Annotated in this window: 17 protein-coding genes; 12 read left to right on the forward strand and 5 right to left on the reverse strand. The window is 61.5% G+C overall.

Going from position 1 to position 19,092, the window contains the following annotated elements; all coding sequences use genetic code 11:
• Nucleotides 1-13: 13 nt before the first annotated feature.
• From J9870_RS24750 to J9870_RS24760, 3 genes are read right to left on the reverse strand one after another with little or no spacing between them, the layout of a single operon-like run.
• Nucleotides 14-781 (reverse strand): heme ABC transporter ATP-binding protein, encoded by a 768-nt coding sequence (locus J9870_RS24750; RefSeq protein WP_210640948.1) that lies wholly within the window; start codon nt 779-781, stop codon nt 14-16.
• Nucleotides 781-1,764, reverse strand: coding sequence for an iron ABC transporter permease (locus J9870_RS24755; protein WP_210645418.1), 984 nt, complete (start codon nt 1,762-1,764; stop codon nt 781-783). The genes J9870_RS24750 and J9870_RS24755 overlap by 1 nt, the downstream gene beginning before the upstream one ends.
• Before the next feature lie 50 nt (nt 1,765-1,814).
• Nucleotides 1,815-2,693, reverse strand: a complete 879-nt coding sequence (locus tag J9870_RS24760) for an ABC transporter substrate-binding protein (RefSeq protein ID WP_210640950.1) — start codon at nt 2,691-2,693, stop codon at nt 1,815-1,817.
• A 251-nt stretch (nt 2,694-2,944) separates the two neighbouring features.
• Between J9870_RS24760 and J9870_RS24765 the strand changes: the two genes are divergently transcribed.
• Nucleotides 2,945-3,262 (forward strand): Rieske (2Fe-2S) protein, encoded by a 318-nt coding sequence (locus tag J9870_RS24765; protein WP_210640952.1) that lies wholly within the window; start codon nt 2,945-2,947, stop codon nt 3,260-3,262.
• Here J9870_RS24765 and sfsA read toward each other — a convergent pair.
• Both sfsA and J9870_RS24775 read right to left on the reverse strand, forming a co-directional pair.
• Nucleotides 3,218-3,973 (reverse strand): DNA/RNA nuclease SfsA, encoded by a 756-nt coding sequence (gene sfsA, locus J9870_RS24770; protein ID WP_210640953.1) that lies wholly within the window; start codon nt 3,971-3,973, stop codon nt 3,218-3,220. The two genes, J9870_RS24765 and sfsA, sit on opposite strands and share 45 nt — an antisense overlap.
• Nucleotides 3,973-5,145 (reverse strand): pyridoxal phosphate-dependent aminotransferase, encoded by a 1,173-nt coding sequence (locus J9870_RS24775; protein ID WP_210640955.1) that lies wholly within the window; start codon nt 5,143-5,145, stop codon nt 3,973-3,975. The genes sfsA and J9870_RS24775 overlap by 1 nt, the downstream gene beginning before the upstream one ends.
• A gap of 341 nt (nt 5,146-5,486) precedes the next feature.
• Between J9870_RS24775 and dksA the strand changes: the two genes are divergently transcribed.
• The 11 genes from dksA to pgi all read left to right on the forward strand — a co-directional run bounded on the left by dksA (nt 5,487) and on the right by pgi (nt 18,915).
• Nucleotides 5,487-5,930 carry an RNA polymerase-binding protein DksA gene (gene dksA, locus J9870_RS24780; RefSeq protein WP_186709115.1) on the forward strand — a complete coding sequence of 148 codons (444 nt, stop codon included), beginning with the start codon at nt 5,487-5,489 and terminating at the stop codon, nt 5,928-5,930.
• 231 nt (nt 5,931-6,161) lie between these two features.
• Nucleotides 6,162-7,052, forward strand: coding sequence for a tRNA glutamyl-Q(34) synthetase GluQRS (gluQRS, locus tag J9870_RS24785; RefSeq protein WP_210640957.1), 891 nt, complete (start codon nt 6,162-6,164; stop codon nt 7,050-7,052).
• Between the two features lie 77 nt (nt 7,053-7,129).
• On the forward strand, nt 7,130-7,306 hold the full coding sequence (locus J9870_RS24790) for a hypothetical protein (RefSeq protein ID WP_003176118.1): 177 nt from the start codon (nt 7,130-7,132) through the stop codon (nt 7,304-7,306).
• Nucleotides 7,290-10,244: a sensor histidine kinase gene (locus tag J9870_RS24795; protein WP_210640958.1), complete on the forward strand. Its 2,955-nt coding sequence runs from the start codon at nt 7,290-7,292 to the stop codon at nt 10,242-10,244. Before J9870_RS24790 ends, J9870_RS24795 begins: the two co-directional genes overlap by 17 nt.
• Before the next feature lie 22 nt (nt 10,245-10,266).
• The gene (locus J9870_RS24800) at nt 10,267-11,700 is read left to right on the forward strand and encodes a sigma-54 dependent transcriptional regulator (protein ID WP_210640960.1); all 1,434 of its coding nucleotides are present in this window, start codon (nt 10,267-10,269) and stop codon (nt 11,698-11,700) included.
• A gap of 747 nt (nt 11,701-12,447) precedes the next feature.
• Nucleotides 12,448-13,845 (forward strand): polynucleotide adenylyltransferase PcnB, encoded by a 1,398-nt coding sequence (locus J9870_RS24805; protein WP_210640962.1) that lies wholly within the window; start codon nt 12,448-12,450, stop codon nt 13,843-13,845.
• A 3-nt stretch (nt 13,846-13,848) separates the two neighbouring features.
• Entirely contained in the window at nt 13,849-14,334 is a 486-nt protein-coding gene (folK, locus tag J9870_RS24810; protein ID WP_210640964.1) for a 2-amino-4-hydroxy-6-hydroxymethyldihydropteridine diphosphokinase, read from the forward strand.
• Nucleotides 14,335-14,694: 360 nt separating this feature from the next.
• Nucleotides 14,695-15,495 (forward strand): 3-methyl-2-oxobutanoate hydroxymethyltransferase, encoded by an 801-nt coding sequence (panB, locus tag J9870_RS24815; RefSeq protein ID WP_210640966.1) that lies wholly within the window; start codon nt 14,695-14,697, stop codon nt 15,493-15,495.
• The gene (gene panC, locus J9870_RS24820; protein ID WP_210640968.1) at nt 15,492-16,352 is read left to right on the forward strand and encodes a pantoate--beta-alanine ligase; all 861 of its coding nucleotides are present in this window, start codon (nt 15,492-15,494) and stop codon (nt 16,350-16,352) included. Before panB ends, panC begins: the two co-directional genes overlap by 4 nt.
• A gap of 182 nt (nt 16,353-16,534) precedes the next feature.
• Nucleotides 16,535-16,915 (forward strand): aspartate 1-decarboxylase, encoded by a 381-nt coding sequence (panD, locus tag J9870_RS24825; RefSeq protein WP_007963888.1) that lies wholly within the window; start codon nt 16,535-16,537, stop codon nt 16,913-16,915.
• Nucleotides 16,916-17,250: 335 nt separating this feature from the next.
• On the forward strand, nt 17,251-18,915 hold the full coding sequence (gene pgi, locus J9870_RS24830; RefSeq protein WP_210640969.1) for a glucose-6-phosphate isomerase: 1,665 nt from the start codon (nt 17,251-17,253) through the stop codon (nt 18,913-18,915).
• The last annotated feature ends 177 nt before the right edge of the window (nt 18,916-19,092 follow it).

Raw genomic sequence — 19,092 nt, forward strand, 5'->3', positions numbered from 1 at the left:
CCTCAAGACGCCCTCAACGGGCAATGATCAACGGATGCCCTCGCTCCGGATGGGGTTGCACCAGCACTTCCAGGCCAAACACGGCCTTGAGCGGTTCCGGGCGCAGCACCTGCTGCGGCGTGTCCAGGGCCACCGGCCGACCGGACGCGAGCAGCAACAGGCGATCACAGTAACGCGCCGCCAGGTTCAGGTCATGCAGGATCACCAGCACCGCAGCGCCACGATCGGCGAACTCGCGCACCGCCTGCAGGATGGTGTGCTGATGCAGCGGGTCGAGCATCGAGGTTGGCTCGTCCAGCAACAACGTTTGTCCCGCTTCACCCGGCCACAGTTGTGCCAATACCCGCGCCAGATGCACCCGCTGACGCTCGCCACCCGACAGGGCCAGATAACTGCGCCCGTGCAGATGCGTCGCGTCCGCGGCTTGCAACGCCAACTCGACGATTTGTCCATCACGCACGCGACCACTCTGATGCGGCAGGCGCCCCATGCCGACCACCTCCTCGACACGAAAGGCAAAATCCAGGGTCGAAGATTGCGGCAACACCGCCAGGCGACGGGCACGCTCGGCGCCCTCCCACTGACTCAGAGGTCGATCATCGAGCAAAACCTGCCCCTGGGCCGGGCGTAATTCGCCGCAAAGCCCCGCCAGCAAGGTACTTTTACCCGCACCGTTAGGCCCAAGCACGCCGAGCACTTCGCCGGGATGAAGGACCAGATCGACCGCCGCCAGCACGGCTTTTCGACCACGTTGAATGTGCAGGTTCTGCGCTTGCAACATCAGGCGCGCCCTCGCAGCAGCAAATAAAGAAAGAAAGGCGCCCCGATAAAGGCCGTGACGATACCGATCGGCAACTCCGCCGGCGCCAATGCCAAGCGCGCCACCAAGTCGGCCAACAACAGCAGGCTTGCCCCTGCCAGCACTGACGCCGGCAGCAGTACCCGATGGTCGGGGCCAGCCACCAGACGCACCAGATGCGGCACCACCAACCCGACAAAACCGATCATGCCCGCTGCCGCCACCGCCGCGCCAACACCCAGAGCGGTACAGAACACCAGTTCACGCTTGAGGCCTTCGACGTCGATGCCCAGATGGGCCGCCTCGGATTCTCCCAACAGCAGCGCATTGAGCGCCCGGGCCCGACGTGGCAACCATAGCGCCACGCCAGCGCTGACCAGCAGCAATGGCCACAGCCGTGCATAGCTGGCCCCATTGAGACTGCCCAGGTTCCAGAACGTCAGTGTGCGCAGGGTCGCGTCGTCCGCCAGGTAGGTGAACAGGCCGACCGCCGAACCGGACAACGCCGTCAGGGCAATACCGGCCAGGAGCATGGTCGCGACGTGGGTCTGGCCATTACGTCGGCCGAGGCGATAGACCAGCGCCGTGACCCCAAGCCCACCAAGAAACGCACACAACGACAACACATAAGGGCCGAAAGCTTCGGGCAACCCGCCCAACGCTGAACCCGCGACAATCGCGAAAGCCGCGCCCAGCGCCGCGCCGCTGGACACGCCCACCAACCCCGGGTCGGCCAGCGGGTTGCGGAACAGGCCCTGCATCGCCACACCGGACAACGCCAGCACCCCACCCACCGCCAGCCCGAGCAAAGTGCGCGGCAAACGAATCTGGCCAAGGATCAGTTCGGCCTGCTCCAAACCCTCGGCGCTCACCGGCAACCCCAACAGGCGCAAAGCCGCGCGCGCGGTGTCGAACAGCGGCAAACTCACCGGCCCCAAGGCCAGGGATAACCAGATTGCCAACAGGCACATCACGCTCAAGCCAATGAATAAGGACCGCGGCTTGACCACCGGCCTCATGGTGCCTTGGCCGGTGCGGTCGGATAGAACCCATCCGTCAGTTCCACCAGGCTTTGCGGTAACCGCGGCCCCAGCCCACCCAACAGCAGCGTCGGGTCAAGCTCCATGACTCGCCCATCCCTGGCCGCCCGGGTCGAGGCAAGGATCGGGTTGTCCTTGAACAACGCCGCGCGTGCCTCTTCCCCCTTCAAGGCGCGGTCGGCGAAGACCAGCACTTCAGGATTCAGGCCGGCGAGGTTTTCCATGGAGAATGGCTTGTAACCGTTGTGAGTCGCCAGGTTATGACCACCAGCCTGCTGCAACAGCCAGTCGGCGGCGGTGCCCTTGCCGGCAACCAGGGGTTTGCCACCCGCGCCCCCGACCAACAGCAAAACCCCAGGAGCCTTTTGCTTGAGCTGGATTTCACTCACCCGGGCGTTTTGTTGAGCGAGCTGCTGCTGATAGCGCTCGAACAGCCGCGCAGCCAGGGCCTCGCTGCCCAGCAATTGACCCAGGTGCCGCAGATTGCCTTGCAGGGTCGGCAGGTCCGGCGTGGCCGAGAACAGTTCGACTTGTACCCCGGCGCTGCGAACCTGCGCCAGGACCGGTGGTGGCCCCATTTCTTCGGTGCCCACCAGAATCTGCGGGCGCAGGCTCAGCACACCCTCCGCCGACAACTGTCGCTGATAACCGATACTGGGCAGGGCCCGCAAGGATTCGGGATGCTGGCTGGTGGTATCCACCCCCACCAGTTTCGACTCGCCACCCAACGCACTGACCCACTCCGACAAGGCGCCGCCGACGCTGACCCAGCGTTGCGGCAAATCGGCCGCAGCGACTCCCTGGTTGGCCAGCAGTGCGATACAGAGCGCAACAATGCGGATATTCAGGCGCATCAGGCCGTTTCCTCAAAGAAGTTGTTCGCAGGACCGGGCATGGACTCGCCAGGCCAAGTATCCTCAGTCACCTGCGCAGGAGCGGCCATTTGATAATTGTTTTCATTTGACCGTCAAGCATGAACCTTTTGCCATACGAAACCTTGCTCACGATAGCGGCGTGTCAGTCACTGAGATGTTGAATGTGTCGTCGTCATCGCGAGCAAGCTCGCTCCCATAACGGGTTCACTCCGACAAATATCGAGACACACATGAAGTTTCTTTGTACCGCCACCCAATTGCCCGACAACGGCAGTCGCGGTTTCGACATCGATGGGCGCAAGGTGCTGGCGGTGCGCCGCGCGGGCCAGGTTTATGCGTACCTTAACCGCTGCCCGCATCGCAGCGTGCCGCTGGAATGGCAACCCGACCAGTTTCTCGACCCCAGCGCCAGTCTGATCCAGTGCGCCACCCACGGCGCACTGTTTCTGATCGAGAGCGGAGAATGCGTGGCCGGTCCCTGCGCCGGTCAGTTCCTTGCTGCGTTAGACAGCAGGGAGGATGAGCAAGGCATCTGGGTGGCACTGTAGCGGTTCGAGCTGCACCGGCAACGAATGGGCCACCCACATCTCATCCGGCGTCAGCGTGACCCCATAGGCCAGCACCTCCACCCCGGCCGCCACCGCATCGTGCAAGGCGGCCGCATACACTGGGTCGATTTCCTGCGCCGGGCGTACCGCGTCAATGCCACTCAGGTTCACGCAATACAGCTGCACCGCCCGCACGCCCTCGCGGGCCAGGCAAGCGAGTTCGCGCAGATGCTTGGCCCCACGTAGGGTCACCGCATCGGGAAATGCCGCGACGTTCGTGCCATCGAAACCCAGTGTGACGCTTTTGACTTCGACCCAGGCCGAGCTGTTTTCGTAGTCCAGCCTGAAATCGATCCGACTGTTTTCCTGACCATAAGCCACTTCACGCTTGAGCCCGGTAAACCCGTTCAGTTCGCTGATGACCCCGGCCCGCAGGGCCTCTTCGATCAAGGCATTGGCCCGCGCGGTATTGATGCAGGCCAAGCGCCCCTGAGGGGTTTCGCCGATTTCCCAGGTACCGGGCAGCTTGCGCTTGGGGTCGCTGGAGCGACTGAACCAGACACGTGCGCCCGGCGCCATGCAATTGAGCATCGAACCAGTGTTCGGGCAATGAATGGTCAGCAATTCGCCATGAACGGTCTCGATATCGGCGAGAAAACGCTTATAACGTCGAATCAGCCGACCTTCTTCCAAAGCAGGGGAAAAACGCATCAGCCTTGCCAACTCCGCAGTCCACGTGCGATTCGCTCCACCGCTTCCTGTAGCCGCGGCAGGCTCTGGGTGTAGGCAAAACGTACATGATGGCCGGCCTGATAGCGGCCGAAATCCAGACCCGGCGTAAACGCCACGTGTTCGGTTTCCAGGAAATGCTGGCAGAACGCGAAGGCATCACCGCCGAACGCGCTGATATCGGCGTAGAGATAAAACGCCCCTTGCGGTTCCACCGCGATACCGAAGCCCAGTTCACGCAAGGCAGGCAGCAGAAAGTCGCGGCGCAGCGCGAACTCGGCCCGACGCTGCTCGAAGATCGCGATGGTGGCGGGTTCGAAACAGGCCAGCGCCGCGTACTGGGCCATGCTCGGCGCACTGATGTAGAGATTCTGCGCGAGTTTTTCCAGCTCGCCGACGGCTGCCGAAGGCGCCACCAGCCAGCCCAGCCGCCAGCCGGTCATGCCGAAATACTTGGAAAAACTGTTCAGGACAAAGGCATCGTCGTCGACTTCCAGCACGCTGGCGGCGTCGGTGCCATAGGTCAAGCCGTGGTAGATCTCATCCACCACCAGATGACCATTGTGCCGCTTGATTGCCTTGGACAACCCGGCCAACTCGTCTCGGGAGAGGATCGTCCCAGTCGGGTTGGCCGGCGACGCCACCAACGCGCCGACGCTGTCCTGGTCCCAATGGCGGTCCACCAACTCCGGAGTCAGCTGGTAACGCACCTCAGGGCCTACCGGCACCAATTGCGCCGCGCCCTCTACCAACCGCAGGAAATGACGGTTGCACGGATAGCCAGGGTCGGCCAACAGCCAATGCTTGCCCGGGTCCACCAGCAACGCGCTGGCCAGCAGCAACGCACCGGACCCGCCCGGGGTGACCAGGATGCGCCGCGGATCGATGTCCACGCCGTAGCGCTGGGCGTAGAAACCGGCGATGGCCTCGCGCAACTCAGGAATGCCACGGGCGGCGGTGTAACGGGTCTTGCCCGCCGCCAGCGCCGCCTGGCCGGCCTGGATGATCGGCTCAGCCGTGGTGAAATCCGGCTCGCCGATCTCCAGGTGAATGACGTCGTGCCCCGCAGCCTGCAATTCATTGGCACGGGCCAGCAACGCCATCACATGAAAAGGTTCGATAGCGCGGCTGCGCGCACTGTAGGGCTGAGCCATTGGCCTTCCTTACGTAAGAAAAAGAACCGATTCTACCCAACTCAGGAACCCGTGCGGGAACGAGCGCGAACCTGAAGCGGTCAGAGCCCTCGGATTGCAGGAAATGACTCCGGCGATTGGCCCAGGCTTGACTAGAATCAAGCATTGAGCAGGTTTACATCCGCACCGAACCGAACCCGACCACGCTTTGCAAAGTCCCCGGCCGCTGCAGGCTCGACAACCGGGAGTAGCGCGGCCCGATTTGATCTGGTAAGTTCGCCCGCTTGCAGCCGCAGGGCCGGCAGGTGTCGGTGATGGAGCAATCCTGCGTAGTGGATTACAAGAGTAGAGGCGGTCCATTCATGCCCACCCAAGCAAAGCAAAATCAAAATCAGACGCTCAGCGGGTTTGAGCCTTACGTCCCGCAAGCTGGCGAAGAGTACATGGGCGCCCCCATGCGCGCGCACTTCACCAAGATCCTGAATAAGTGGAAACAGGACTTGATGCAGGAAGTCGACCGCACCGTGGATCACATGAAAGACGAAGCGGCCAACTTCCCTGACCCGGCCGACCGTGCCAGCCAGGAAGAGGAATTCAGCCTCGAACTGCGCGCCCGTGATCGTGAGCGCAAGCTCATCAAGAAAATCGACAAGACCCTGCAACTGATCGAAGACGAAGAATACGGTTGGTGCGAGTCCTGTGGCGTCGAGATCGGCGTCAAGCGGCTGGAAGCCCGTCCGACCGCCGACATGTGTGTCGACTGCAAGACCCTGGCGGAAATCAAGGAAAAACAGGTCGGCAAGTAATTGCCCGGGCTGTAACGAAAACGGAGCGTTCACACGCTCCGTTTTTTGTTTCTGGCACCCTCTGTACGCCCAATACCCTTTTGGGAACGAGCTTGCTCGCGATGACGGCGGCATATTCAATACGGGTGCAAGCTGACCCACCGCTATCGCGAGCAAGCTCGCTCCCACAGGGATCAGGTTTCGTCAGCAAACGCTATATCCCTACCGCTCAGACTCAGTAACATTCTCCCCATGACTGCCACCGCCCCCTACATCGGCCGCTTCGCCCCCACACCCAGCGGCCACCTGCACTTCGGTTCACTGGTCGCCGCGCTGGCGTCGTACCTGGATGCCCGGGCGGTGGGAGGGCGCTGGTTGTTGCGCATGGAAGACCTCGACCCGCCAAGGGAAGAACCTGGCGCGCAAACGGCGATTTTGAAGGCACTGGAAAGCTACGGGTTTGAATGGGATGGCGAGATGGTCCGCCAGAGCGAGCGCCATGAGGCCTACGACCAAGTCATCAACCGACTGCTCAGCCAGGGCCTGGCCTATGCGTGCACCTGCTCGCGCAAACAGCTGGAGGCGTACCACGGCATCTACCCGGGGCTGTGCCGCAACGCCGGGCATGGCGCTGAAAACGCCGCCATTCGCCTACGTGTCCCTGAACTCGAATACCACTTCACCGACCGCGTACAGGGCCAGTTCCGCCAGCACCTGGGACGTGAGGTCGGTGACTTCGTGATTCGCCGTCGCGACGGGCTCTACGCTTATCAGCTGGCGGTAGTACTGGACGACGCCTGGCAAGGGGTGACCGATATCGTGCGCGGTGCCGACCTGCTGGATTCCACGCCACGCCAACTCTACCTGCAAGAGCTGCTCGGGCTGCCGCAACCGCGTTACCTGCACGTGCCGTTGATCACCCAACCCGACGGGCACAAACTGGGCAAGTCCTATCGCTCGCCACCGCTGGCGGCTGATCAGGCCTCGCCATTGTTGTTGCGGGCCCTGCGCGCGCTGGGCCAGCAACCGGGCCCTGAGCTGGTCGATGCCAGCCCACCGCAATTGCTCGAGTGGGGTATTCGCCACTGGGATGTAACAAAGATCCCGCGCACACTGAGCCTGCCCGAAGCGCAAATACGTTGACGGGCCTTGCAGCTTGGCGCCCATCCGTTACCATCGCCGCACGTTTTCGGGCACGCGCATAAATAAGAGAGGCCGGGATGTATATCTATCGCTTGGTCCTGCTCCTGGTAGTGGGGATTTATCTGTTCTCCCCGGCCATCATGGATTGGTGGATCGATGCCACGGGTGCCTGGTATCGGCCGTACCTGCTCTGGCTGATCCTGATCGTCGTGACCTTCATCCTGCAGAGCCAAAAAGATGCCGATGAGCTTTAGCCTGACCCAGATGGTCCTGATCAGCGCAGCCTACCTGGCTGTACTGTTCGGCGTGGCCTGGATCAGCGAACGGGGCATGATTCCCCGGGCGATCATCCGCCACCCGCTGACCTACACCCTGTCGTTGGGTGTCTATGCCAGCGCATGGGCGTTCTATGGCACCGTCGGGCTGGCCTATCAGTACGGCTATGGTTTCCTGTCCAGTTACCTCGGTGTCTCGGGCGCGTTCCTGCTCGCACCCGTGTTGCTCTACCCGATCCTGAAAATCACCCGCACCTATCAACTGTCGTCCCTGGCCGACCTGTTCGCCTTTCGTTTCCGCAGTACCTGGGCCGGCGCGCTGACCACCATCTTCATGCTGGTCGGCGTGTTGCCGCTGCTGGCCCTGCAAATCCAGGCCGTGGCCGATTCCATCGGCATCCTGACCCGAGAGCCGGTGCAGCACCGCGTGGCACTGAGCTTCTGCGTATTGATCATCCTGTTCACGATTTTCTTCGGTTCCCGGCACATCGCCACACGGGAGAAACACGAAGGTCTGGTGTTCGCCATTGCCTTCGAATCGGTGATCAAGCTGATCGCCATCGGTGGTGTCGGGCTCTATGCCCTGTACGGCGTGTTCGATGGCCCGCAACAGCTGGAAGTGTGGCTGCTGCAGAACCAGACAGCCCTGGCCGCCCTGCACACACCCTTGCAGGAAGGCCCATGGCGCACGCTGTTGCTGGTGTTCTTCGCTTCGGCAATCGTGATGCCGCACATGTACCACATGACCTTTACCGAAAACCTCAACCCGCGTTCGCTGGTCAGCGCGAGCTGGGGGCTGCCGCTGTTCCTGCTGCTGATGAGCCTGGCGGTACCGCTGATCCTGTGGGCGGGCTTGAAGCTGGGGGCCAACACCAATCCAGAGTATTTCACCCTGGGCATCGGCATCGCCGCCAACAGCAAGGCCCTGGCATTGCTGGCTTATGTCGGCGGCCTGTCGGCGGCCAGTGGCCTGATCATCGTCACCACGCTGGCGCTGTCGGGGATGGCCCTCAACCATTTGGTGCTGCCGCTCTATCAGCCGCCGGCGGAAGGCAATATCTACCGTTGGTTGAAATGGACCCGTCGCGCACTGATCGTCGCGATCATCATGGCCGGCTACGGTTTCTACCTGATGCTCGGCGAAGGCCAGGACCTAGCCAACCTGGGCATCGTCGCCTTCGTCGCCACCCTGCAGTTCCTGCCCGGCGTGCTGTCGGTGCTGTATTGGCCGACCGCCAACCGCCGCGGCTTTATCGCCGGTTTGCTGGCAGGGATCCTGGTGTGGCTGGTAGCCATGCTGTTACCGCTGCTGGGCAACTTGCAGGGTTTCTATATTCCGCTGCTGAACATGATCTATGTGCTCGACGACACCAGTTGGCACATGGCAGCCATCGCCTCGCTGGCGGCGAACGTGCTGATGTTCACCCTGATTTCACTGTTCACCAACGCCAGCAGCGAAGAAGCCAGCGCCGCCGAAGCCTGTGCCGTAGACAACGTACGCCGCCCGCAGCGCCGAGAGCTTCACGCTGCCTCGCCCCAGGAGTTCGCCACACAGCTGGCCAAACCCCTGGGCGCCAAGGCCGCGCAAAAGGAAGTCGAACAGGCCCTGCGCGACCTCTATCTGCCCTTTGATGAGCGCCGTCCCTATGCCTTGCGTCGCCTGCGGGACCGCATCGAAGCCAACCTGTCCGGCCTTATGGGCCCCAGCGTGGCCCAGGATATGGTCGAGACATTCTTGCCCTACAAGGCCGGTGGCGAGAACTACGTCACTGAAGATATCCACTTCATCGAAAGCCGCCTCGAGGACTATCACTCGCGCCTCACCGGCCTGGCCGCCGAGCTGGACGCTCTGCGCCGTTATCATCGCCAGACCTTGCAGGAGTTGCCGATGGGCGTGTGCTCCCTGGCCAAGGATCAGGAAATCCTGATGTGGAACAAAGCCATGGAAGAGCTGACCGGGATCGCCGCCCAGCGCGTGGTCGGCTCCCGCCTGAGTACCTTGGGCGAGCCGTGGAAAGGCCTGCTGCAGGGTTTCATCGACCTGCCGGACGAGCACCTGCACAAACAGCACCTGGCCCTCGACGGCCAGACCCGCTGGCTGAACCTGCACAAGGCCGCGATCGACGAGCCGCTGGCGCCGGGTAACAGCGGCCTGGTGCTGCTGGTGGAAGACCTGACCGACACCCAGATGCTCGAAGACAAGCTGGTCCACTCCGAACGGCTGGCGAGCATTGGCCGACTGGCCGCCGGGGTGGCCCACGAGATCGGCAACCCGATCACCGGCATCGCCTGCCTGGCGCAGAACCTGCGCGAAGAGCGCGAGGACGACGGCGAACTGACGGAAATCAGTGGCCAGATCCTCGAACAGACCAAGCGCGTGTCGCGCATCGTCCAGTCGCTGATGAGCTTCGCCCATGCCGGCGGTCACCAGCATAATGATGAGCCCGTCTGTCTGGCCGAAGTGGCCCAGGATGCCATTGGTCTGCTGGCACTGAACCGGCGCAATTTCGAAGTGCAATTCTTCAACCTGTGCGACCCGGATCATTGGGTCGATGGCGACCCCCAACGGCTCGCCCAGGTGTTGATCAACCTGCTATCCAACGCGCGGGACGCCTCACCGGCCGGCAGCGCGGTGCGGGTCAAGAGCGAAGCCTTCGAACACACGGTCGACCTGATCGTCGAGGACGAAGGCAGCGGTATCCCACAGAACATCATGGACCGATTGTTCGAACCTTTCTTCACCACCAAGGATCCTGGCGAAGGCACCGGTCTGGGCCTCGCACTGGTCTATTCCATCGTTGAAGAGCATTATGGACAAATCACCATCGACAGCCCGGCCGATGTACAAAGCCAACGCGGCACCCGTATCCGGGTGACCTTGCCGCGTCATGTCGAAGCGACGTCCGCTGTGAACTGAGACCGTCGAGAGAATCGAATCAATGCCGCACATTTTGATCGTCGAAGACGAAACAATTATCCGCTCCGCCTTGCGCCGCCTGCTGGAACGCAACCAGTACCAGGTCAGCGAAGCCGGTTCAGTGCAGGAAGCACAAGAGCGTTTCAGCATCCCAACGTTTGACCTGATCGTCAGCGACCTGCGCCTGCCTGGCGCTCCCGGCACCGAGCTGATCAAGCTCGGCCAGGGCACGCCGGTACTGATCATGACCAGTTACGCCAGCCTGCGCTCGGCGGTCGACTCCATGAAAATGGGCGCCGTGGACTACATCGCCAAACCGTTCGACCACGACGAGATGCTCCAGGCCGTGGCCCGTATCCTGCGCGATCGACAGACAGCAGCCGGCACTGCGTCGGAGCCCGCGGGCAAGACTTCCGCCGCGGCGAAAGCCGGCGCCAGCAACCATAACGGCGAAATCGGTATCATCGGTTCCTGCCCGCCCATGCAGGACCTGTACAGCAAGATCCGCAAAGTGGCGCCGACCGACTCCAATGTCCTGATCCAGGGCGAGTCCGGTACCGGTAAGGAACTGGTAGCCCGCGCCCTGCATAACCTCTCTCGCCGGGCCAAGGCGCCGATGATCTCGGTGAACTGCGCGGCGATCCCGGAAAGCCTGATCGAGTCCGAGCTGTTCGGTCACGAGAAAGGCGCGTTCACCGGCGCCAGCGCCGGGCGTGCCGGATTAGTGGAAGCGGCGGACGGTGGCACACTGTTCCTCGACGAAATCGGCGAACTGCCGCTGGAAGCCCAAGCGCGTTTGCTGCGCGTGCTGCAGGAAGGCGAGATCCGCCGAGTCGGGTCGGTACAGTCGCAGAAAGTCGACGTACGCCTGATCGCGGCGACCCACCGTGACCTCAAGAGCCTGGCCAAGATCGGCCAGTTCCGCGAAGACCTGTATTACCGCCTGCACGTCATCGCCTTGAAACTGCCGCCCCTGCGCGAGCGCGGCGCGGACGTCAACGAAATCGCCCAGGCGTTCCTCGCCCGCCAGAGCGCGCGGGTCAACCGCACCGACCTCAAGTTCGCCCCGGACGCCGAACAGGCCATTCGTCATTACGCCTGGCCGGGTAACGTTCGAGAGCTGGAAAACGCGGTCGAGCGGGCAGTGATCCTGTGTGAAAGCCCGGAAATCTCTGCGGACCTGCTGGGCATCGACATCGAACTGAGTGACCTGGACGACGAAGAGTTCATCGGCCTGGCCCCACAACAAGGCGGCGCTGCCAACAACACCAGCCACGAGCCTACCGAAGACCTGTCCCTGGAGGACTACTTCCAGCATTTCGTCCTCGAACATCAGGATCACATGACCGAGACCGAGCTGGCCCGCAAGCTCGGCGTGAGCCGCAAGTGCCTGTGGGAACGCCGCCAGCGCCTGGGCATCCCACGGCGCAAGACCGGGGTAGCCAGCGAAAGCTGATTTGTGGGAGCGCGCTTGCTCACCCCACAGGAGGAACGGCTCGAATAGCCATGAATGTGAAAAAACTGTTACCTCAGCTTTTTCACGTAACAGAAGCCGGGGTTTACGGTAACGAAACCCCGGCTTTTTTTCGGCCTGAAAAAACCACTCTATCCTTAGAACCCCCGGTTTCCGGGGTTTAGCAAAAGTTGGCACGCCCCCTGCTATAGCTTTGGTACAAGAACAATAACAAGCAATGCAAAAGACAATAAAAATAAGACGAATCGACTCACGCACAATAAAAACAAGACGGCGAGAGGCGCAGCTAACTGATTCTTTTGGAGAGGCGTTGTATTTGGGGCTTGCCCCACAACCAGGCCGAGAACAATAAAAACTGTCTCAAGACAGGTGCCTGAACTGGTTGGATCGATTGATCACTGCAACACAGCGACCAAAGCAATCCGTTTGCTCTTGACTCCCGATTGGGAGGGTCACGAAGGAAAAAACCTTGTGGCGCGGGCACTCAACAAAAACAAGAAGCCCGAAATCAATAATAAAAATAGAGCACGTAACTAATTCTGGGGGAGCTTCGGCTCCCCTTGTGGTTTCTGTCATTCCCTTCCTTGAAGCCTACAGAGCTTGTCGCTTGAAGCTTGCAGCTCAAAACTGCTCCGTCCTACACCATCCCTCGACTAAATGCTAGAATCCCCGCCCATCATGCGGTCATTCTTCGTTTTTGGCCGAATATTCCTTCAAACAGTGCATCCCATGCTGAAGAAGCTGTTCCAGTCATTCCGTTCCCCCTTGCGTCGTACGCAACACATTCGCAGCACGCCTGAAGTGCTCAACAGCAGCCAGCATTCGCTGCAAAAGGCCCAGTTCAGCCGTTATGCGGTGAACATCGTCGAACGCCTGCAGAACGCCGGTTACCAGGCTTACCTGGTCGGTGGTTGCGTGCGCGACATGCTGCTCAACATCACGCCCAAGGATTTCGACGTCGCCACCAGCGCCACGCCGGAACAGATACGGGCCGAATTTCGCAACGCACGGATCATTGGCCGGCGCTTCAAGCTGGTCCACATCCACTTCGGTCGCGAAATCATCGAAGTGGCGACGTTCCGCGCCAACCACCCGCAAAACGATGACGAAGAAGACAGCAACCAATCTTCTCGCAATGAGAGCGGGCGCATCCTGCGCGATAACGTCTACGGTACGCTGGAAGAAGACGCGCAACGCCGCGACTTCACCATCAATGCCTTGTATTACGATCCGGTCAGCGAGCGCATCCTCGATTACGCCAACGGCGTACATGACATCCGCAATCGCTTGATCCGCCTGATTGGCGACCCTAAACAACGCTACCAGGAAGACCCGGTACGGATGCTGCGGGCAGTGCGTTTCGCCGCCAAGCTGGATTTCGGCATCGAAAAGCACAGCGCCTTGCCGATTCGCGAATTGGCCCCGATGCTGCGGGAAATTCCTTCGGCTCGCCTGTTTGAAGAGGTGCTCAAGCTGTTCCTGTCGGGCAACGCGGCGGACACCTTCGAGATGCTGGTGGACCTGCAACTGTTCGACCCGCTGTTCCCCGCCAGTGCCGAGGCGCTGGAGCACAACCCGACGTACACCCACACCCTGATCAGCGAAGCGCTGATCAACACCGACCTGCGCATCAAGCAGAACAAGCCGGTAACCCCGGCCTTCCTGTTTGCCGCCCTGCTCTGGCCTGCCCTGCCGGCCCGGGTACTGCGCCTGCAGGAACGTGGCATGCCGCCGATCCCGGCGATGCAGGAAGCCGCCCACGAGCTGATCAGCGAACAATGCCAGCGCATCGCGATTCCAAAACGCTTCACGATGCCGATCCGCGAGATCTGGGACATGCAGGAACGCCTGCCACGGCGCAGCGGCAAACGTGCCGACCTGTTGCTGGACAACCCACGTTTCCGTGCCGGCTACGACTTCCTGCTGTTACGCGAAAGCGCCGGCGAACAGACCGACGGCCTGGGTGAATGGTGGACCGATTACCAGGACGCCAACGAGAGCGAGCGTCGCGACATGATTCGCGAGCTCAGCGGCAAGGATGACGGGACCACCGGCCCGCGCAAGCGGCGGCGCAGCAGTGGCGCCAAGCGTAAGCGCGCCGGTGTGCCGAGCGCTTCGGGCGAGTGATAGATGGAGCGCATCTACATCGGCATGGGCAGCAATCTGGCCGAACCCGCTGAACAATTGCGCAGTGCCGTCCAGGCGCTGGCGCAATTGCCCGATACCCAGCTGGTAGGCGTTTCAGCGTTCTACCAGAGTGATTCCCTGTTGCCCGGCCAGCCACGCTATACCAATGCGGTGGCTGCGCTGGACAGCCGGCTGGCGCCGCTGGACTTGCTCGATGCGCTGCAAGCCATCGAAACCGGGCAAGGCCGCGAACGCCTGGAACGCTGGGGGCCGCGCACGCTGGACCTGGACATTCTGCTGTTTGGCGACCATCTGATCGACGTACCCCGCCTCAAGGTCCCGCACTACCACATGCAGGCGCGCGCCTTCGTACTCTACCCCCTCGCAGAACTGGCCCCCGCCAACCTGCATCTGGCCGATGGACGCCTGCTCGAGGACCTGCTTGCGGCGTGCCCGTTTGTCGGCTTGGAACGCCTGCCGCCTAACTGATGCAAGCCCCCTGTGGGAGCGGCTTGCTCACGATGGCGGTGGATCAGTTGCCCCCCATGCGACTGACATACCGCGATCGCGAGCAAGCTCGCTCCCACAGGTTCCAGCACCAGACAGTCATTCTGGGACGCTCATCCAAGCTGAAACGCATCAGTAACCTCGGTAACACTCAGCGGTAACACATCCAATTGACTTCCCGAGAGCTCCTCACGACTATAGGCGTCCCGCTGCCGCCAACGCGGCGTTTAAAGGGCGCAATCCAGGCCTTACAAGCACCACACATAGAGGGTGCGCCTGTATAGATGACGATTCATGCGCGTTACTCGCAGTAGCTCAAGAGCGCCTAATGAGGACTTTTTCATGCCAGCTATTACCCTGACCACGCTGCAAGGTCTCAAGCAAAAAGGTGAGAAAATCGCCATGCTGACCTGCTATGACGCAACCTTCGCCCACGCCTGCAACGAGGCGGGTGTCGAAGTGCTGCTGGTGGGCGATTCCCTCGGCATGGTGCTGCAAGGTCACGACAGCACGCTGCCGGTGACCACTGCCGAGATGGCCTACCATGTAGCCGCCGTCAAACGCGGTAACACCGATGCGCTGATCCTCGCTGACCTGCCGTTCATGGCTTACGCCACCCTCGAACAAACCATGACCAACAGCGCCATGCTGATGCAGGCCGGTGCCCACATGGTCAAAGTCGAAGGCGCGTTGTGGCTGGCCGATTCGATTCGGCTGTTGGCCGAACGCGGCATCCCAGTGTGCGCGCACATGGGCTTGACCCCACAGTCGGTAAACATTCTCGGTGGTTACAAAGTCCAGGGGCGCAATGAGAACCAGGCACGGCAGATGCGCGCCGACGCCATTGCCCTGGAACAGGCCGGTGCCGCGATGTTGCTGCTCGAATGCGTACCCAGCGAACTGGCTGAAGAAATCACCCAAGCGGTAAAAATACCGGTGATAGGGATCGGCGCCGGCAACGCCACCGACGGCCAGGTACTGGTGCTGCACGACATGCTCGGACTGTCGATCACCGGCCGAGTACCCAAGTTCGTGAAGAACTTCATGGCCGGGCAAACCTCTATTCAGGCGGCCTTGAGCGTCTACGTCGCTGAAGTCAAAGCAGCGACCTTTCCAGGCGTTGAACACGGATTCTCTGCATGAACACCGTCAAAACCGTGCGTGAACTGCGGGCCGCCGTGGCCCGCGCCCGTAGCGAAGGCAAACGCATCGCCTTCGTACCAACCATGGGCAACCTGCACAGCGGCCATATGGCGCTGGTCACCAAAGCCGCGCAACGAGCCGACTTCGTGGTGGCGAGCATTTTCGTCAACCCACTGCAATTCGGTGCCGGCGAAGACCTGGACAAATACCCCCGCACCCTGGCGGCCGACCAGGAGAAACTGCTCCAGGCCGGTTGCCACCTGCTGTTTGCCCCCAGCGTCGAAGAGATGTACCCCGACGGCATGGCCGGGCAGACGCGGGTCAGCGTCCCGCAATTGTCCGAAGGCCTGTGCGGCGCTAGCCGGCCCGGGCATTTCGAGGGCGTGGCGACGGTGGTCAGCAAGCTGTTCAACATGGTCCAGCCTGACCTGGCGGTGTTCGGCCAGAAAGACTTCCAGCAACTGGCGGTGATCCGTGCGCTGGTCCATGACCTGAACATGCCGATCCAGATCATCGGCGAACCCACCGTGCGCGCCGAGGACGGCCTGGCGCTGTCGTCGCGCAACGGTTTCCTCAGCCCTGAGCAGCGCGCCGTCGCACCCGCGATATACCGCAGCCTGAACCAGATCGCCGAGGCGATCCGCCAGGGACAACGGGATTTCCCGGCGTTGATTGCCGAGCAGCTCAAGCAACTGGACGCCGCCGGCCTGCGCCCCGATTACCTGGAAATCCGCCATGCCCGGACCTTGCGCCCGGCCACAGCCGAGGATCGTGACCTGGTGATACTGGTGGCGGCATTCCTGGGTACAACGCGGTTGATCGACAACCTGCACCTGGACCTCGACGCGCCCGCCTGAACACCCCACCCCCTGTGTGAGCGGGCTTGCTCGCGAAAGCGGTGTATCTGTCACATTGACGTTGGATGTGTCGACGCCTTCGCGAGCAAGCCCGCTCCCACAAGGGTACTGCGGTGTTATTGCCGCTTCGGTAGCCTTCGGGCAAACTGCCCGCCGTTCGGACCCGACCAGAGGAAACACTCATGCACGCCATCATGCTCAAGGCCAAGCTGCACCGCGCCGAAGTCACTCACGCCGTGCTCGATTACGAAGGCTCCTGCGCCATCGATGGTGAATGGCTGGACCTGTCGGGTATCCGTGAATACGAACAGATCCAGATCTACAACGTCGACAACGGCGAGCGTTTCACCACCTACGCCATCCGTGGCGAGGAAGGTTCGCGGATGATCTCGGTCAACGGTGCCGCCGCGCACAAGGCCAAGGTCGGTGACCGCGTCATCATCTGCGCCTACGCTCATTACAGCGAAGCCGAACTGGTCAACTTCAAGCCCCGCATGCTGTACATGGCTCCGGGCAACGAACTGAGCCACACCAGCAATGCCATCCCGGTTCAGGTTGCCTGAGTCCCCCTTACCTTGTGGGAGCGAGCCGCTCGCGATGCGGTCGATCAGTCGATACATGGCCTGGCAGGTACACCGCTATCGCGAGCAGGCTCGCTCCCACAGTTGATCATTGTCATCCACCGACCTTCCGTCTGTCGGACCATTCCCGGCCCATTTGTATAAAAAAGTACCGGCAACCGGTCTGACAAAGTCAAGACAGATCGCAACGCGAGGTTTACTGTAGTCGCCCTGCGCCCAGAGATCGTGTCGACGCAGTTGTCCGGACGCCCACCTTGGGCCGGGCCGGAATTTTTAGTGTACAAAAGGTCGTTCAAGTAAAAAGGAAACCCGCAGCGATGGCGTATTACCGAACCCCTCATGACGTGACCGCTCTGCCTGCCTGGCAAGCGCTGAATGACCACCGCAAAGCCATGCAGGATTTCAGCATGCGCGAAGCGTTCAATGCCGATCCGCAGCGTTTCAGTCAATTCACCCTGTCGAGCTGCGGCTTGTTTCTCGACTATTCAAAAAACCTGATCAACGCCCAGACCCGCGACCTGCTGGTGGGCCTGGCCAACGAAGTCGACCTCAAGGGCGCGATCAAGTCGCTGTTCGAAGGTGAAATCGTCAACGCCTCCGAAAACCGCCCAGCCCTGCACACCGCCCTGCGTCGGCCGGTGGGCGACAAGTTGCTGGTGAACGGCGTCAACGTGATGCCGGACGTGCACAAAGTGCTGAACCAGATCACTGACCTGGTGGGCCGCATTCACGACGGCCTGTGGCGCGGCTACACCGAAAAGCCGATCACCGATGTGGTGAACATCGGCATCGGTGGCTCCTTCCTCGGCCCGGAGCTGGTGTCCGAAGCGCTGTTGTCCTACGCGCATAAAGGCGTGCGCTGCCATTACCTGGCGAACATCGACGGCAGCGAGTTCCACGAACTGACGATGAAGCTGCGCGCCGAGACCACGCTGTTCATTGTCTCGTCGAAATCCTTCAACACCCTCGAAACCCTGAAGAACGCCCAGGCTGCCCGTGCCTGGTACCTGGCCCAGGGCGGCTCCGAAGCGGAGCTGTATCGCCATTTCATCGCGGTATCGAGCAACAACGCTGCCGCCGTGGCCTTCGGCATTCGCGAAGAAAACATCTTCCCGATGTGGGACTGGGTCGGCGGGCGTTACTCGCTGTGGTCGGCCATTGGCCTGCCAATCGCCCTGGCCATCGGCATGTCGAACTTCAAGGAATTGCTCTCCGGGGCCTATTCCATGGACCAGCATTTCCAAAGCGCGCCGTTCGAGCAGAACATGCCGGTACTGCTGGCACTGCTGGGCGTGTGGTACGGCAACTTCTGGGGTGCGCAAAGCCACGCGATCCTGCCGTACGACCACTACCTGCGCAACATCACCAAACACTTGCAGCAACTGGACATGGAATCCAACGGCAAGAGCGTGCGCCAGGACGGCACGCCCGTGTCTACCGATACGGGCCCGGTGATCTGGGGCGGCGTCGGTTGCAACGGTCAACACGCCTACCATCAGTTGCTGCACCAGGGCACCCAGTTGATCCCGGCCGACTTCATCGTGCCTATCGTCAGCTTCAACCCGGTTTCCGACCATCACCAGTGGCTGTACGCCAACTGCCTGTCCCAGAGCCAGGCGCTGATGCTGGGCAAGACCCGCGCCGAAGCCGAAGCCGAACTGCGGGACAAGGGCGCCAGTGAAGAAGAGGTGCAGAAACTGGCGTCGCACAAGGTGATCCCGGGCAATCGTCCGAGCAACACGCTGGTGGTCGAACGCATCAGCCCACGGCGCCTTGGCGCGCTGGTGGCACTGTATGAACACAAGGTGTTCGTGCAAAGCGTGGTCTGGGGCATCAACGCCTTCGACCAATGGGGCGTGGAGCTGGGCAAGGAGCTGGGCAAGGGCGTCTACAACCGGCTGGTGGGCAGTGAAGAAAGCCCGGCCGAAGATGCTTCGACCCAAGGTTTGATCAACTACTTCCGTGGGCGTCATCGCGGCTGACCCTTAGGCTTTGCATTACCCCTGTGGGAGCGAGCTTGCTCGCGATGGCGGTAGATCAGTTGATACCTATGTTGACTGACAAACCTCTATCGCGAGCAAGCCCGCTCCCACAGTTGCTTTGTACATGACTTGAACCCTCCGGCCACTGGGCGCATCTTTATGACTTGTCGCAAAAAC

Origin of the sequence: Pseudomonas sp. Tri1 (assembly GCF_017968885.1) — a bacterium.
In the GTDB taxonomy this organism is placed as follows: Bacteria; Pseudomonadota; Gammaproteobacteria; order Pseudomonadales; family Pseudomonadaceae; genus Aquipseudomonas.